Below are 15174 nucleotides of genomic sequence, written 5' to 3' on the forward strand. Positions count from 1 at the left end.
CCGTTGTACCGTCGCGAGAACCTTCGACTGCGCTCAGGGTGACAAGTAAAATCTGAAAACTCCTCGCGCTGAAACTCCCCCTTTAGGGGATGGGGGTAAAAGAAAAAAGCCTTCCAGATGTTATCTGAAAGGCTTTTTAGATCTCTGTAGCGAGAACGGGAGTTGAACCCGTGACCTCAGGGTTATGAATCCTGCGCTCTAACCATCTGAGCTACCTCGCCGTTTTTGGGATTGCAAAGATAAGTCAACTTTTTTCTAAAAAGCAAGCCCTTTCAAATGTTTTTCTAAAATTTCCGGAATCGGCACGATTTTTCTGGTCTGATAATCAAAGGTTGCCATACCGGTCTTAGCATGCGCTATGTCAGTTTTGGCGCCGTTTCGCGTGGTAGAGATATGATACAAAAGATCGAAAGTGCGGTCGGTAAATTCCTCCGCAAAAATTTTTACATCAAGCGTATCACCATAGAAACCTTCGCCTTTGTAAGCAATCATTACATCGGCCATAATAAGCCCGGCACCACCCACGTTCAATTCATCAAAACCCCATTGTGCCAAAAGCTGCATTCTTGCTTCGTGAATCACAGATAAGACTGCATCGTTTCCGAGATGACCGCCATAGTTTATATCGCTAATACGCACAGGGATATTTATTATGTGTAATGGATTCTCATTAGGAAACTTTAATTTTACACGAGCCATATTGTTACGAATCTTTATTTTATGAAAATTATTTGCGTAGGACGAAATTATGCAGAACATGCAAAAGAACTAAATAATGAGGTTCCGAAAGAGCCTGTTCTTTTCATGAAGCCTAAAAACGCGCTACTTGTAGCGGGGAAGCCCGTGTTTTACCCTGAATTTACCGACGACCTCCAGTTTGAATGCGAAGTGGTAGTGAAAATCTGCAAAAACGGTAAATACATTCATGAAAAAGCTGCTCCCAAATATTACAACGAAATTTCTGTAGGTCTCGATTTTACTGCCCGCGATTTGCAACAAAAAATGAAACAAAAAGGGTTGCCCTGGGAAATTGCCAAGGCTTTTGATAACTCTGCCGCCGTAGGTAATTTTTTACCGATCCTGCCTGATATGAATGTACAGGATCTGGATTTTGAACTCAGGCTAAATGATAAGACGGTTCAAAAAGCAAACACCAGGGAAATGATCTTTTCCATCAACAGAGTTATTTCTTACGCTTCTCATTTCTTTACACTCAATATCGGTGATCTCATCTTCACCGGCACTCCTGCAGGCGTTGGCCCGGTGATTGTGTACGATCATCTCGAAGGATTTTTGCAAGGCGAGAAATTGCTGGACGTGGACATTCAATAATCGCTGATTTGCTGAGCGCTGATGTCTGATTTTCGGATTTCTCGTTTGTGGGTAGTGAGTTGTCAATAGTCTGTCCCGAAGTCCGCGCCATTGACTTTTCACGTTTGACGTTTCACCGTTCACCATTGACCATTCACCGAAAATCAGCCTTGAAAAAATCAGACATCGGCGATTTCGATTTTCCCTATCTTCGTTCGTCAATTTTACAATCTTAATGAAGTCATTATTGTATTGCCTTGCGCTGAGTTGTTCATTCATAGCCGTTTCACCAGAAGTACACGCACAGCAGAAAGCCAGCATTGGCTGTATTGATGGAGCGATCCGCCAGCAGGCACAGGAAATGAAAGATCATTATCTGAAACAAGGATTTGAAGTATTCCGCGATGCCATGATCAGCATGTCTTCCCAGGAACCATATCCAGTAATTGTGCAACTGCAGAAGGGCATGTTTTATCAGGTCATCTTTGTGGGCAATGCATTAGACTCTAAACTCAAAATGGAACTGCTGGACGGTCACGACAATAAGCTGGATGAAAAAACAGCAGAGCGCAACCGCGAGCAACCAAACTATATTTCCTACTCTTTTACACCAGAGCAGTCCGATACCTACATGTTTCTGCTGATGCAAAAACTTAAGAACAAAGACATGTGTGGCAGCTTTACGATTCTCCAACTGAAAAGTGATAAGAAGAATGCTACCGTAACACCTTATCAGGGTGAACCAGCAAAATAAATAAGCATGACGCTAAATATAGAACCAGGTTGGAAAGAAATACTGCGCAAAGAATTTGAGCAACCCTATTTCGCCAAGATTGTTTCTGTACTGCAGGCAGAAAAAGAACAGGGAAAAGTTGTATACCCTTCCGGCTCGCTCATTTTTAATGCATTCTGGAGTACGCCTCTGGACGCAGTGAAAGTAGTGATACTTGGTCAGGACCCTTACCACAATCCAGGCCAGGCACATGGTCTGAGCTTTTCTGTTCCGAAAGGCATTAAACCGCCACCGTCGCTCGTCAATATTTTTAAAGAATTGCATTCCGATCTCGGGTTGCCGATACCCAACCACGGCAACCTGGACCACTGGGCAAAAGAAGGCGTAATGCTGCTCAACGCCGCACTAACGGTAGAAGCAAACGCACCGATGTCGCACAGCAAAATCGGCTGGCATCATTTCACTGACGATGTCATCCGTTTGATTTCCGACCGTAAAAAACACGTTGTATTTATACTCTGGGGAAAATTTGCCCAAGGCAAAACAGACCTCATCGATACCTCCAAACACTTAATCATAAGCTCCGCGCACCCTTCCCCTCTTTCCGCCCGCCACGGCTTTTTCGGCAGCAAACCATTTAGCAGGGCAAACGAATGGCTAAAAGCACATGGAGAAACGCCGATAGACTGGAACCTTTAATTTGGCAAATGTGATTTAATCTGATAAATATGATGACTCTGTATAGAGAAAACATATTTGTCAAATTGCCGGCATTCAGGCATCTGTCGGGCACATTTACCACATTAAACCACATTCCCACATTGGAAAAATGTTATCTTCGCAGCCAATTTATTCCATTTTCCAGTGGCTCCTGAAAAGTTCATTATCATTACCGCACCTTCCGGCTCGGGAAAAACGACGCTGGTGAGACGTCTGCTTGCGGCTTATCCAAAACTTGCTTTTTCAATTTCCGCCTGTACCCGCAATCCGCGCCCGGGCGAACAACATGGCAAGGATTATTATTTCTATGCTGAAAATGATTTTAAAAACCTGATCGACGAAGACGCATTCGTAGAATGGGAAATGGTATATACGGGCAAATATTATGGCACGTTGAAATCTGAAGTGCAGCGCATCTGGCAAAACGACCAGTTCCCGCTGGTTGATATCGATGTGCAGGGCGCATTAGCTATTCAGCGCAAATATCCGGATTCGTCGTTATCGTTGTTTATCGAAGCTCCATCATTGGAAGTTTTGCGTCAGCGACTGATTGCCCGTGGCACGGAAACCGCTCAGACGCTCGAAGAACGCATCGAAAAAGCAAAAGACGAACTTACGTACGCGCCGCAGTTCGACCGCATTATTATTAATGACGACCTCGAAGAAGCAACCCGGGAACTAGTAAAAGTGGTGGAAGACTTCCTTGGCGTACCGGCGCTCTAAAACGTAATATACCGCGGTATCAGTAGACATATCCAAAGAGGTTATTTACTCATAACGAACAACTTTCCAACTATCAACTAATAAAAATATACCAGCCAAAGGCTCTGATCGAGGGTCTTTGGCTGGATTTTTTTAGCCCTGGACGTAACGATAATTCCGTCAGAACAAAAAAACTAGGTTGAAAACACAAAAAAACTATCTTTGGTTGATATGGGCTCGCACCTTGTACTATATATTATAATCTGTATTCTCCTGATTGGCTTTTTTGCAGGCATTGAAATTGCCTTTGTTTCGGCCAACAAACTCAATATTGAACTCAAGAAAAAACAAGGAACATTCTCCGGCCGTATTCTTTCCCGGTTTATGGAGAATCCTGCAGAATTTATTGGCACCAGTCTCATCGGCGTCAATATTTTGCTGGTTATCTATGGCTCGCTGATGACACGGTTTACCGAGCATTCGCTGGAAATACTGCTTGGTCCGATCCGCGACCTCAGCCCAAATCTTTTTGAATATGCCAAACTGCTGTTTGATACATTAATCGCAACAGTCATCATCCTATTTTTTGCCGAATTTTTGCCAAAAGCAATCTTTAGGAGTAAAGCAGAAACCGTGCTTTCGTTCTTCAGTCTGCCGATCTTGTGCATGTACTATCTGCTGTATCCGCTGGCGAAAGTTTTTGTATCGATCTCTGAGTTTATCCTGAAATATCTGTTTAATGTACGCATCAAAGAGAATCACGCGGTCTTCAACCGGGTAGATTTGGAACACTTCGTGAAACAAAGCCTGCATGGCCACGAAAGTGAAAGCAATGAACTCAATACCGAACTTTTTGAGAATGCGCTGTACCTCGTAAATGTGAAAATCCGGAAATGTATGGTACCGCGTAATGAAGTGGAAGCTGTAGAAGTAAACACAGCAGTACGTGATGTCCGTCAAAAATTTATTGATACAAAATTATCGAAGATCATTGTTTACGAAGGTTCGATCGACAATATCGTAGGCTATCTGCACCATCTCGATCTGAACCGTCGCCCGGAAACGATCAAACAAGTGCTGCATACGATCACAGCCGTTCCTGAAGCCATGAGCGCAGTAGATCTGATGAACCGTTTTACTAAGGAACGTAAAAGCATCGCCTGGGTAATTGATGAATTTGGTGGTACCGCCGGTATTGTAACAATGGAGGATGTACTGGAGGAAATATTTGGTGATATTAATGACGAATACGACGTTCAGGAACACGTAGAGAAGCAGATTTCCGAAAATGAATTTATCTTCTCCGGGCGTCTGGAACTGGACTATCTCAATGAGAAATATCATTTCAATTTCCCGCTCGATGAATCAGAAACACTTTCTGGTTATATCATTTCCAACCACGAAACAATTCCGAAAATCAAAGACCGCATCATCATCGATCACTACGAATTTGATGTTTTGCTGGTGACAGATACTAGAATTGAAACCGTGAAAATGAAGGTGCTGAAGCATGGGTAGTCAATCGTAAATGCCGGTGAAAAGTCAAACGTCAAACTGTAGATACCACGGGTAATTAACCAAATGTCATGTCGACGCAAGGAGACATCCCACAATAAAATGAATATTTACTCCCGCCGGAAGTTCTCCTCCTTCGGAGGAACTGGAGGAGGCCTTAATTTGATAAAAGAAAAACAAAACATACTATGCCAGTAACGCGTCCTTTTAACATACATCAATGGATTGAAGAAAATCGCAGCTTGCTGAAACCGCCTGTTGGCAACGCAACGCTTTATAAAAACACCGGCGACTTCATTGTAATGGTAGTTGGTGGACCAAACAGCCGTAAGGATTTCCACTACAATGAAAGCGAAGAACTGTTCTATCAGTTGGAAGGTGATATCGTCGTGCGTATCCAGGAAGACGGCAAAATTGTAGATATTCCGATCAAACAAGGTGAAATTTTTCTGCTGCCGGGCAAAACGCCCCACTCTCCGCAACGCGGCGAAAACACAGTAGGTCTGGTTATTGAAAAAGTACGTCAGGGTGATGAAATCGACGGTTTCCTGTGGTTTTGCGAAAACTGCGACGAGAAACTGTACGAAGAATACATGAAGCTGACCGATATCGTTACACAGTTACCACCAGTAATGCAACGTTTTTACGACGACGTAGACAAGCGTACCTGCAAGCATTGCGGCACTGTAATGGAACCACCTGCTCCTAAGAAATAAACGGGTCAACCAATTTTTATTTTCTCTTTTAATCTTAAGACTTAGTAAAATGGCCGCAAACAATTACTTTTGCGCAGGTCATTTAAATCAAAATCTATACATGGCACACGAAACGCATCACGAATCATCGCACGGTACAGAAATCAAGTCAAAAACAGCAATGAGCGCCTCTTTCTGGTTTGTACTCATTCTTGCAGGACTCTTCATCGCTGCTGTAAACTTTGTGAACGTAGAAAGTAACACAAAAGAAGAAGGCGAAGGTGTAAAAACGGAAGAAGTTCACGGCGCAACCAGTGAAACTCCAGCTGCAGAACACGCTACAGAAGAACACGCAGCCCCTGCAGAAGGCGCGGCAACTACTGAAGCGGCACATCAGACTGCTGATACTGCACACGCTGCTTCTCACTAATATTGGCAAACCAGCTTTTACATGTCCATGCAAAAAAATGAAAATATTGTCATTACCGGAGCTGCCGGCTTTATAGGCAGTTACCTCGTCGGATATCTTAATTCGCTGGGTTATGAAAACCTGATACTTGTTGACGACTTTTCAGCCGAAAAGAAAGTACACAACTACACCGGAAAAAAATATCTGCATAAAGTACACCGCGAGCAGTTCTTCGAATGGTGTGAGCATCATCCCGGCAGTGTGCAGTATGTTTTCCATTTAGGCGCACGTACTGACACTACTGAAATGGATTACAACGTCCACAAAAAATGGAACGTTGATTACTCCAAACAAATCTGGGAACTCTGCACAGCGAATAATATTCCGCTGGTGTATGCATCGTCTGCTGCCACTTACGGCAACGGCGAGCATGGCTATAAAGATGACAATGATATTGTAAGTCAGCTGCACCCGCTCAATCCATATGGCAAGTCCAAAAACGACTTTGACATCTGGGTCATGGAGCAAAAACACATGCCTCCTTTCTGGGCCGGCGTGAAGTTTTTCAACGTGTACGGGCCAAACGAATATCATAAAGGCCGCATGGCTTCTGTTATTTTTCACGCCTACCACCAGATCAAAAAGAATGGTTCGGTAAAGCTTTTCCGCTCACATAATCCAAACTACAAGGACGGTGAGCAAATGCGTGATTTTGTGTACGTAAAAGACGTGGCAAGCATGTGTATCTGGCTGATGCAAAATCAACCAAAAAGCGGACTTTACAACGTAGGAAGCGGCAAAGCACGCAGTTTCAAGGATTTAGCAACTGCGATCTTTACAACATTGAATCTGGAACCAAATATCGAGTTCATCGATACACCGGAGGATATTCGCGACAAATACCAGTATTTTACAGAAGCCGATATGAGTAAAATCATGAAAGCAGGTTATAATCAGCCATTTACAAGCCTTGAAGAAGGCGTTCGTGATTATGTAACCAATTATCTTGAACACGAGGCTTACTTCTAATCAGAAATACTTTTTTAAATGAAACGCCGTTCTTTCGAGGACGGCGTTTCTTATTTTCATGAGTTCTGACTGCATTAAATGCCCTCCATGACCCGTGGAAAATACCTGTACTAGGTATCAAATATAAATGTATTTTTATGATATAATTTTTTAATATGATGGTTGCAAAAATAAAAGAAGCGCCGTCGGTATTGCCAACTTCAGAACAGGAAGAAATAATATTAGAAATTCTGATAGAAATTAAGGCACAGATACTCCTATCTTGAAACAAGCTGGCCATCCGCATCAAAACTTAGTACCACATCGCCCTTTTGAGGGTGCCCTACACAAGTCAAAACCTTACCGCTGGCGATCTCATCGTCGGTAAGGACTTCGTTGTACGACATCCAGACATTTCCCGAAAGGCATTGAGCGACACAGGTACCGCATTGCCCGGTCTCGCAACTGAAAGGCAGGATGGCAACCTGCGCTTTCCGCGAAGCCTGCAAAATAGAATCCGGATAATTGACCTCAAAAGAATATTGTTTTCCACGCACCTGCACCCGCACCTGATGTGAGCCGGTATCTTGCGGCATTAGTCTGAGCTTTGGCTTGCTGACATCAAAATCCTCTTTCTTAATTTTTGCAGCAGGAATATTCAATTCCTCCAAAGACATTATTACCATTCGCCGGTAGGCAAAAGGTCCGCAGATATAAAACAATTGTTTGTCTAATTCCCCGTCAGAATGTTCCTGGTACAATGCTGGCAGCAGCCATTTATTCAAATGTGCCCGCTCCAGATCCTTTGCAGTACTGAATATATATTCGATTTTGAAGCGCTCCGGAAAGGAAGCTTTCAGTTGTTCCAGTTCTCCGTAAAAAACAGTTTCGGCAATGCTGCGATTGCTATACACTAATACGATCTGCAAATGTATATGATCACAAAGTGCAGTTTTGATAATTGAAATAACGGGTGTAATACCCACACCGGCCGCAAAGAAAAATAACTGACGATGTGCTTCTATGTTTTCCGGTAACGTAAAAAAACCAGAGGCACCAATGGTTTGCAGCACATCATTTCGTTTCACACGGTCGAAAAACCAACGTGAAAAACTACCGTTCGGCACACGCTTTACGGTAACTGTGAGTGCTTCATTATGCCCTGATGCGGAAGAAATGGAATAAGAACGCCGGTCTTCCCTGCCATGTTCACTAAATAAAAAAGTAAGAAACTGGCCAGACTTATACGGCAGTGGTTTACCATCCTCAGGAATCAGCTGAAATGTTTTTACATCATCAGTTTCCTGCTTAACAGCCGTTACAATAAGTCTTCTAAGGAAAGGATTTTCCAGCGTCTGCGCCATGCATTAAATATACAAAGGCAGCTTTATTTCACCATAGAAAAATCCAGCATGGCTTTCCCCCATTCCTTCCAGCAAATATTGCCCAATGCAGCGCTGTCTATGCTGTCAGAATATTTGTCTCCGTGAAAAATGGCAAGGAGCTCTCGCCCATCCCGCGCTATACGGAACAGACTCGGCGAATGCATATAAGAGGAATCATCTTGTTCAGTGATTGGAGCAGATACCCATGCTTCCACCGAAAAGCTTTCCATATTCTGGTCTGGGAAATCGTCATAAATCACTGCAGTTACTTTCAGCCAGCAAACAATGCCTTTATTGGTTACTTTCAGAAAATCGCCCTTACGCACCGATCGTTCTACCGGATGATTATGATGATCTATAAGCTGGAATCCGATGGATTCGTTTGGAAAATAAGAGGCCCATTGGCTGACATGCAGCAGGCGTTCCTTCGCCGTCACAAACAAGTCTTCTGCGTCTTCTTCATCTTCTGCCATAAAACTGCTTGTAACTACTTCAGGCTGGTGGATCAGTATTTTGTGTTCGTAAGGCTCCATAGCAGATTCGTGTTATTCCTAAGATAATATAAATTTCTGATGACTAGTACCAGATTTTTCGATTTGACCTGTGAATGACCGATGCGAGGTGAATGATGGAGGTCCGTGGTGATTAATCAATGGTGAAACACGCATTACCTCCGGTGCTGAGACGTCAGGGACCGTGAGCGCATCTCCATTTACGAAAAGAGACTTCGAAGCGACATACCGGAGATCGCCAGAAAAAAAATATCCCGTGAGAACACGGGATACTAACTCAAATTATTATTCAGGCTGACTAAAGTACGTTGCTACTCTGGTGATTTTTCCATCATCAATCGTGAAGATGTTCCAGGCCAGCTGCTCCCAATTGGCGCCGTCACGTGTACGGCCTTTAGAGAGATACTGCACATAAACCAGATTTCCACTTTCCTGGATAAAGATGATTTTATCTTTAATACCAGGATATTTTCTTTCGACCGCCGCATAACGAGTAGCGAGGTCTGCTTGTTTTCTTTCTACAAATTGATCCCCTATTTTGGAATCGAGGAGATACACTTTATCGTCGTGCAATTCCGCAATTTCCTGCCATTTACGTTGATTAAACAAATCGTATAAATGCTTTACCGTATCAATGTTTGAATATGTATCCAGGCTGTTCACCATAACATACGTTTCTAAAAAGACGCGAAAACGAATAGTTACCCCTATTCCAGTCTCTATATTTTGATGAATTTCCGGGCAAATATTTTCCCATTGCAAAATAACAACTGATATTCAACAAATTGCAAGGGTCTCATTTTTAGACTTTTTTTGAAAAAACGTCCAAAAATCATCAGCTTTTCTTGAGACATTTGCGTTCCAAAAGAAAAAATCATGAACCATACCGTTAATCTGGCGATACAAATGTTGCCCTTGCGCCTTCCAAAAGAAGAAACCTACCGCATCGTGGATGTCGCCATCGCTGAAATAAACAAATCCGGACTGAAATACGTTGTTTGCCCGTTTGAAACCGTGGTAGAAGGCCCTTATAACGAGGTAATGCAATTGCTGGAAAATATTCAGAACGCGTGTACTGAAGCCGGCGCAGATGAGTTCATCATCAACATGAAATTACACCGCGCTGCAGCAGAAGACATGAAGATCGATGACAAAATAGGCAAGTACAAAGAATAGCTATTAACTTCGCGAGTCGAAAAATTGTCTGCAATGAATAGAGCTGAACTAGTCAAAATTATCCGTGAAAAAAAATCTGTGCTTTGCGTAGGTCTGGACACTGATCTCAACAAAATCCCGAAACACCTTCTGGAAGAGGAAGATCCGGCATTCGCTTTCAATAAAGCAATTATTGATGCCACCAGGGATGTAGCGGTTGCTTATAAAATCAATACTGCATTTTATGAAGCGCAAGGACTGAAAGGCTGGATCAGCATGGAGAAAACGCTCAACTATATTCCGAAAAACATTTTCACCATTGCAGACGCAAAACGCGGCGATATCGGCAACACATCCGAACAATATGCCCGTACGTTTTTCTACACCTATCCATATGACAGCGTTACAGTAGCACCTTACATGGGTGCCGACAGCGTGCAGCCGTTCCTTCAGTTTGAAGACAAATGGGCAATTGTACTCGGTCTCACTTCGAATGCAGGCAGTGCGGATTTTCAGTTGCAGGATTGCAGCAATGAGAAACTATATGAAAAAGTACTGCGCACGGTGGCAAGCTGGGGTACGCCTGAAAATATCATGTTTGTAATCGGCGCTACGCGCAAAGAACAATTGCAACATGTACGTTCCCTGCTTCCGGAACACTTTTTTCTGATACCAGGTGTAGGCGCACAAGGCGGCGATGTAGCAACCGTGTGTGACAATGCGCTGAACAAGGATGGCGGCGTGCTGATTAATGTATCTCGTGGAATTATCTACGCAGGCTCTGGAACTGACTTTGCAGAAAAAGCGGCAGTTGCGGCAAAAGAATACCAACAACAAATGGCAGCATATTTGTAGGGATATTATACCGGGGGCAGATCACTCCCGGTAAATTTTTCCCTTCATGAATGAATCCTTATTCCAATCCATCTGGCAGTTTAGCCTGTACCGGCCGCAACAATTATTTACCACCGATGGCGAAGCGGTCACCATCATCAACCCGGGAAAAAGAAACACCAACGCCGGTCCTGATTTTTTTGAAGCGAAAGTCCGCATCGGCAATGTAATATTAGTCGGCAATATCGAATTACACATTCATCCCGGCGAATGGACGCGACACAGCCACCATAAAAATCCCGCTTACCAGAATATTATCCTGCATGTCGTCTATTACAACAGCACAATTGCAGCTATTCCGGAAAATGTGCCAATGCTCGTAATGGAGCCGCACATCCCATCTTATATCATCAAACAATACACCGAGCTGGTACAAACAAATCTCACGCTACCCTGCGCTAATGCGCTGCAAAATGTCAATGAGCTGGTACGGGAAGCATGGATCAACCGCTTGTTGGCAGAACGGTGGGAACAAAAGCTACTGGAATGGAAACAATTACTGACAAAATCTGCCGGCGATTGGCGGACACTACTTTATTGGCGGATTGCAGCTAATTTCGGATTTAAAATAAATGCCGATCCCTTTCTGATGCTGGCGCAATACACCCCAATCAATGTACTTGCAAAACACCGCGAAAATCTGATGCAGACCGAAGCTATTCTATTCGGACAGGCTGGCTTTCTGGAAAGTGAAACATCAGATGATTATTTTGAAATGCTCAGAAAAGAATACTGCTACCTGCGGCAGAAATATCAATTGCAGGCAATGCCCAATCATCTTTGGAAATTTTTACGCTTGCGCCCGGCGAATTTTCCGACAGTCCGCATCGCTCAGTTTGCGGCGTTAATCCATCGTTCCGTTCATCTGTTCTCCCAAATTGTGGCCGCAACAGACATTCCCTTGTTGCACGAATTATTTTCAGTGCAGGCGAGTGAATATTGGGATCATCATTACCGCTTTGGTGAGCATCATGAAAAGAAAAAGATTAAACATTTAGGAACAAGCTCTGTTGAGAATCTCATTATCAATACCATTGCACCAATTCAGTTTTTGTACGCCAGCGAGCAGGGGCAGGAAGAATTGAAAGAAAATGCGCTGCAACTATTGGAAAGCATAACACCGGAGAAAAATCACCTGACCGAACTCTGGCAGCAACATGGCTGGCAAATAAAAAACGCCATGCATTCGCAGGCGCTTCTTCAATTATATAACGGGTACTGCTCTTCTAAACGATGTCTTGAATGCAGCATCGGACTTAATATTATTCGTTCAAGGCCAGATAAATAAAATTGTTTTCTGACAGTCAGGATGCAGACTCTCCAGCACCGGACAGGTCATCGCTGTTTTTTGAAGCATAGAGCGCTGTTTTTCATCGTATTTCTGCTCTTTCGGGAAAGTGATATTGATTTTGATTTCGCCGATACGGCGCGGATTAGCTACCATTACTTTCTCAACATCAAAACGGGTACCATCAATACTGAATTCGTGTGTACGTGCCAAAATACCCATTACAGTAGCCATACAAGAAGCTAAAGCGGTCGCAACCAGGTCTGTAGGAGAAAAACGCTCGCCTTTTCCGTGATTATCCACTGGCGCATCCGTTTCAATTACAGTTCCCGACTGTAAATGAGTGGCAATAGTGCGTAATTCACCTTGATATATAACTTGAGAAGTCACTGAGTTTCTTTTTGTAAAGGTATGATCTTACCTGTAGTTTTAAGTCGCGAGATATGTTTTTGAATAGTTAATGATTATATTTTAAAAAAAATATTATTCAAACTAGATTTGCTAATGATTTTGTAATAAAGTCATCCTAGAGTAAATATATAATGGAACTGATTTAATATTGCTGATTGGTATTATTATTGTAACTTAATGGAAATTCATGTCGGTATGGCTGGCTTAACTTATAGGACAGGGATTGGGCTGGTTTTGATGATGTTGGCATCTGTCGCTTCAAACGCGCAAACTACGAGTACTACTGTAATTAAAAGCGATAGTACTGCAAAAAAGCCTGTGCCAAAAGTTATCGTAAAAAAGCCAAAACCGATCCATACAGAGATGAGCCTGGGCGCCAAAATGAACACCAACGGCTGGGGCGCATACATTAATAAAGGCTGGGTAAGAAGCAATGACACCAAACACAGCGACCAGTTTTACAACCTCCGTTATGTAGAATTGGAATTCAACGAAGTAAAAAATCCCAAAGAAACCAAGACGACCAACCAATATTTAGGTTCGTATTCTAATGAGAGTGCGAAACCTTATATCTATGGCAAAATCAATAATTTTTATCAGTTCAACCTTGGTTACGGGTTCCGCAGAATGATCGCCGGAAAGCCGGAACCAGGCTCTGTTTCTATTCACTGGTTCTATCTGGGCGGCCTTTCCCTGGGCTTGCTGAAACCTTATTATGTAAATGCCAATGTGCCTCAGGACAATGGCGGAACGGGTACGCTAGTGCGTAAAACCATTAAGTACGAGGACGATAAACAATCTTTCCTGGACGACCGTTTGATCATAAGCTCGGCAGGTTTTACTCAGGGCATCGGTGAAACCAAGATTGTTCCGGGCCTGCATCTCAAGACTGGCCTGCATTTCGACTTTGCTGCCAACAAAAAAACAGTGCTGGCAATTGAGACTGGCGTAAGCGCTGATCTCTATTCTTCGAAGATCGAAATTATGGCGAATCAGAAGGCATATCCATATAGCGCTAATATCTTTGCCGCCTTTCAATTTGGCAAACGTTGGTGATCGTCGTAAATAGACGTAATTTGCACCGAGATTTATGCAAGAGTTACCTGTAATTAACGCAACTGTAAATAATACGGAAACACGCGTGAAAAAGCCGGACTGGCTGCGTGTAAAGCTGCCTATTGGCGAAAACTACAAACATGTACGATCGCTGGTAGATACGCACAAGCTTCATACCATCTGCGAAAGCGGCAACTGTCCGAATATGGGCGAATGCTGGGGCGAAGGCACCGCAACGTTCATGATCCTCGGTAATATCTGTACCCGCTCCTGCGGTTTCTGCGCGGTTGCAACCGGCCGCCCGGATCCTGTGGATTGGGACGAGCCGCAGCGTGTTGCAGAAGCAATTCACCTGATGAAGGTGAAGCATGCCGTACTGACTTCTGTAGATCGTGATGAGCTGAAAGATGGTGGTTCTATCATTTGGGCCAATACCATCAAAGCTGTTCGCGCACTCAATCCTGATACAACTTTAGAAACGCTGATCCCTGACTTTAAAGGCCAGTGGGAAAATCTGGAACGCATCATTGAAGTGGCACCGGAAGTTGTTTCGCACAATCTGGAAACGGTAGAACGCATGACGCGCAAAGTACGTATCCAGGCAAAATACCATCGCAGTCTGGAAGTGATCCGTCGCTTGAAAGATGGCGGTATGCGCACGAAAAGCGGTATCATGCTGGGCCTGGGTGAAACGAAAGAAGAAGTGCTGCAATCCATGCAAGATCTCGCAGATAATGGTCTGGATGTACTGACACTCGGCCAATACCTGCAGCCAACGCAGAAACACTTACCAGTAGTACGTTTCGTGCATCCTGATGAGTTTGCTTTCTATCGTGAAGAAGGTTATAAAATGGGCCTCGACTACGTTGAAAGTGGTCCGCTGGTTCGTTCTTCTTACCACAGCGAACGCCACGTAATTCCTGGTTACGGAAGATCTAAGTGGGAACAGGAAAAAGCTTAAAGCTGCCCGTATTGTCATACTGAGCATAGACGAAGTATAAGACAAGCGACTTAAAATATTAAATCCTCCTCACGGTATTGTGCGGAGGATTTTTTTGTTCGTGTTTTCCGCGAATTTTTATGTGAGTGCTCTTCTGCAGATCATTCGATCAGTTCCTATTCTTTGACACCATTTGATTTTTCAAGAAACAAAAAAGCACCCAAGACTAGGTGCTTCCATTATGTGTAATAACCCGGGATGAAAACATCCCTCAAACCAAAAAATATCCAAACACTGTGCTTTTCGCACGATGATCGTTGCTTTTAAAAACTCTGCCAGAGACCCCTATCAGCCCCCCGACGGATTCAGAGTTACGTCCGGCAGAGTGTATCTTAAGTAAATCTTTCAAGCCATTATGATGGAATTTTAGCGTTATGATG

The 15174-nt window shown here is 43.5% G+C and carries 18 protein-coding genes and 1 tRNA gene; 13 read left to right on the plus strand and 6 right to left on the minus strand.

Annotated features, from left to right (window positions below):
• Positions 1-147: 147 nt before the first annotated feature.
• A tRNA-Met gene (locus DN068_RS03575) sits at positions 148-221 on the minus strand.
• 34 nt (positions 222-255) lie between these two features.
• Complete coding sequence (locus DN068_RS03580; protein ID WP_110997523.1) at positions 256-699, minus strand: acyl-CoA thioesterase; 444 nt, start codon at positions 697-699, stop codon at positions 256-258.
• Positions 700-720: 21 nt separating this feature from the next.
• On the opposite strand from DN068_RS03580, the gene DN068_RS03585 reads away from it, so the two are divergent.
• From DN068_RS03585 to rfaD, 8 genes are all read left to right on the plus strand, one after another.
• Complete coding sequence (locus DN068_RS03585) at positions 721-1332, plus strand: fumarylacetoacetate hydrolase family protein (RefSeq protein ID WP_110997524.1); 612 nt, start codon at positions 721-723, stop codon at positions 1330-1332.
• Positions 1333-1546: 214 nt separating this feature from the next.
• The gene (locus tag DN068_RS03590; RefSeq protein ID WP_110997525.1) at positions 1547-2065 is read left to right on the plus strand and encodes a hypothetical protein; all 519 of its coding nucleotides are present in this window, start codon (positions 1547-1549) and stop codon (positions 2063-2065) included.
• A gap of 6 nt (positions 2066-2071) precedes the next feature.
• Positions 2072-2743: a uracil-DNA glycosylase gene (ung, locus tag DN068_RS03595; protein ID WP_110997526.1), complete on the plus strand. Its 672-nt coding sequence runs from the start codon at positions 2072-2074 to the stop codon at positions 2741-2743.
• Between the two features lie 165 nt (positions 2744-2908).
• Positions 2909-3487 carry a guanylate kinase gene (gene gmk / locus DN068_RS03600; protein WP_110997527.1) on the plus strand — a complete coding sequence of 193 codons (579 nt, stop codon included), beginning with the start codon at positions 2909-2911 and terminating at the stop codon, positions 3485-3487.
• A 210-nt stretch (positions 3488-3697) separates the two neighbouring features.
• Complete coding sequence (locus tag DN068_RS03605; RefSeq protein WP_110997528.1) at positions 3698-4984, plus strand: hemolysin family protein; 1287 nt, start codon at positions 3698-3700, stop codon at positions 4982-4984.
• Positions 4985-5169: 185 nt separating this feature from the next.
• Positions 5170-5697, plus strand: a complete 528-nt coding sequence (locus tag DN068_RS03610; RefSeq protein WP_110997529.1) for a 3-hydroxyanthranilate 3,4-dioxygenase — start codon at positions 5170-5172, stop codon at positions 5695-5697.
• Between the two features lie 100 nt (positions 5698-5797).
• Complete coding sequence (locus DN068_RS03615) at positions 5798-6106, plus strand: hypothetical protein (protein WP_123985224.1); 309 nt, start codon at positions 5798-5800, stop codon at positions 6104-6106.
• Between the two features lie 21 nt (positions 6107-6127).
• Entirely contained in the window at positions 6128-7114 is a 987-nt protein-coding gene (gene rfaD / locus DN068_RS03620) for an ADP-glyceromanno-heptose 6-epimerase (RefSeq protein WP_243630081.1), read from the plus strand.
• Between the two features lie 257 nt (positions 7115-7371).
• Here the strand turns inward: rfaD and DN068_RS03625 are convergent, their stop codons facing one another.
• From DN068_RS03625 to DN068_RS03635, 3 genes are all read right to left on the minus strand, one after another.
• A complete protein-coding gene (locus DN068_RS03625; RefSeq protein WP_110997531.1) occupies positions 7372-8457 on the minus strand; it encodes a ferredoxin--NADP reductase in 1086 nt (361 codons plus the stop codon).
• 23 nt (positions 8458-8480) lie between these two features.
• Complete coding sequence (locus DN068_RS03630; RefSeq protein WP_110997532.1) at positions 8481-9011, minus strand: hypothetical protein; 531 nt, start codon at positions 9009-9011, stop codon at positions 8481-8483.
• A 264-nt stretch (positions 9012-9275) separates the two neighbouring features.
• The gene (locus DN068_RS03635; RefSeq protein ID WP_110997533.1) at positions 9276-9656 is read right to left on the minus strand and encodes a nuclear transport factor 2 family protein; all 381 of its coding nucleotides are present in this window, start codon (positions 9654-9656) and stop codon (positions 9276-9278) included.
• Between the two features lie 210 nt (positions 9657-9866).
• On the opposite strand from DN068_RS03635, the gene DN068_RS03640 reads away from it, so the two are divergent.
• Genes DN068_RS03640 through DN068_RS03650 form a run of 3 tightly spaced genes read left to right on the plus strand, consistent with a single transcriptional unit; the run spans position 9867 to position 12327 of the window.
• A complete protein-coding gene (locus DN068_RS03640) occupies positions 9867-10166 on the plus strand; it encodes a thiamine-binding protein (RefSeq protein WP_110997534.1) in 300 nt (99 codons plus the stop codon).
• Between the two features lie 33 nt (positions 10167-10199).
• On the plus strand, positions 10200-11000 hold the full coding sequence (gene pyrF, locus DN068_RS03645; protein ID WP_110997535.1) for an orotidine-5'-phosphate decarboxylase: 801 nt from the start codon (positions 10200-10202) through the stop codon (positions 10998-11000).
• A gap of 46 nt (positions 11001-11046) precedes the next feature.
• On the plus strand, positions 11047-12327 hold the full coding sequence (locus DN068_RS03650; protein ID WP_110997536.1) for a DUF2851 family protein: 1281 nt from the start codon (positions 11047-11049) through the stop codon (positions 12325-12327).
• Here the strand turns inward: DN068_RS03650 and DN068_RS03655 are convergent.
• Entirely contained in the window at positions 12310-12717 is a 408-nt protein-coding gene (locus tag DN068_RS03655; RefSeq protein ID WP_110997537.1) for an OsmC family protein, read from the minus strand. The two genes, DN068_RS03650 and DN068_RS03655, sit on opposite strands and share 18 nt — an antisense overlap.
• 216 nt (positions 12718-12933) lie before the next feature.
• Here DN068_RS03655 and DN068_RS03660 point away from each other — a divergent pair, with 216 nt between their 5' ends.
• Together DN068_RS03660 and lipA are read left to right on the plus strand one after the other, a co-directional pair.
• Positions 12934-13794, plus strand: a complete 861-nt coding sequence (locus tag DN068_RS03660; protein WP_123985225.1) for a hypothetical protein — start codon at positions 12934-12936, stop codon at positions 13792-13794.
• Positions 13795-13828: 34 nt separating this feature from the next.
• Positions 13829-14755: a lipoyl synthase gene (gene lipA / locus DN068_RS03665; protein WP_110997539.1), complete on the plus strand. Its 927-nt coding sequence runs from the start codon at positions 13829-13831 to the stop codon at positions 14753-14755.
• Positions 14756-15174 lie beyond the last annotated feature (419 nt).

This window comes from Taibaiella soli (assembly GCF_003236175.1).
Taxonomy (GTDB): domain Bacteria; phylum Bacteroidota; class Bacteroidia; order Chitinophagales; family Chitinophagaceae; genus QKTW01.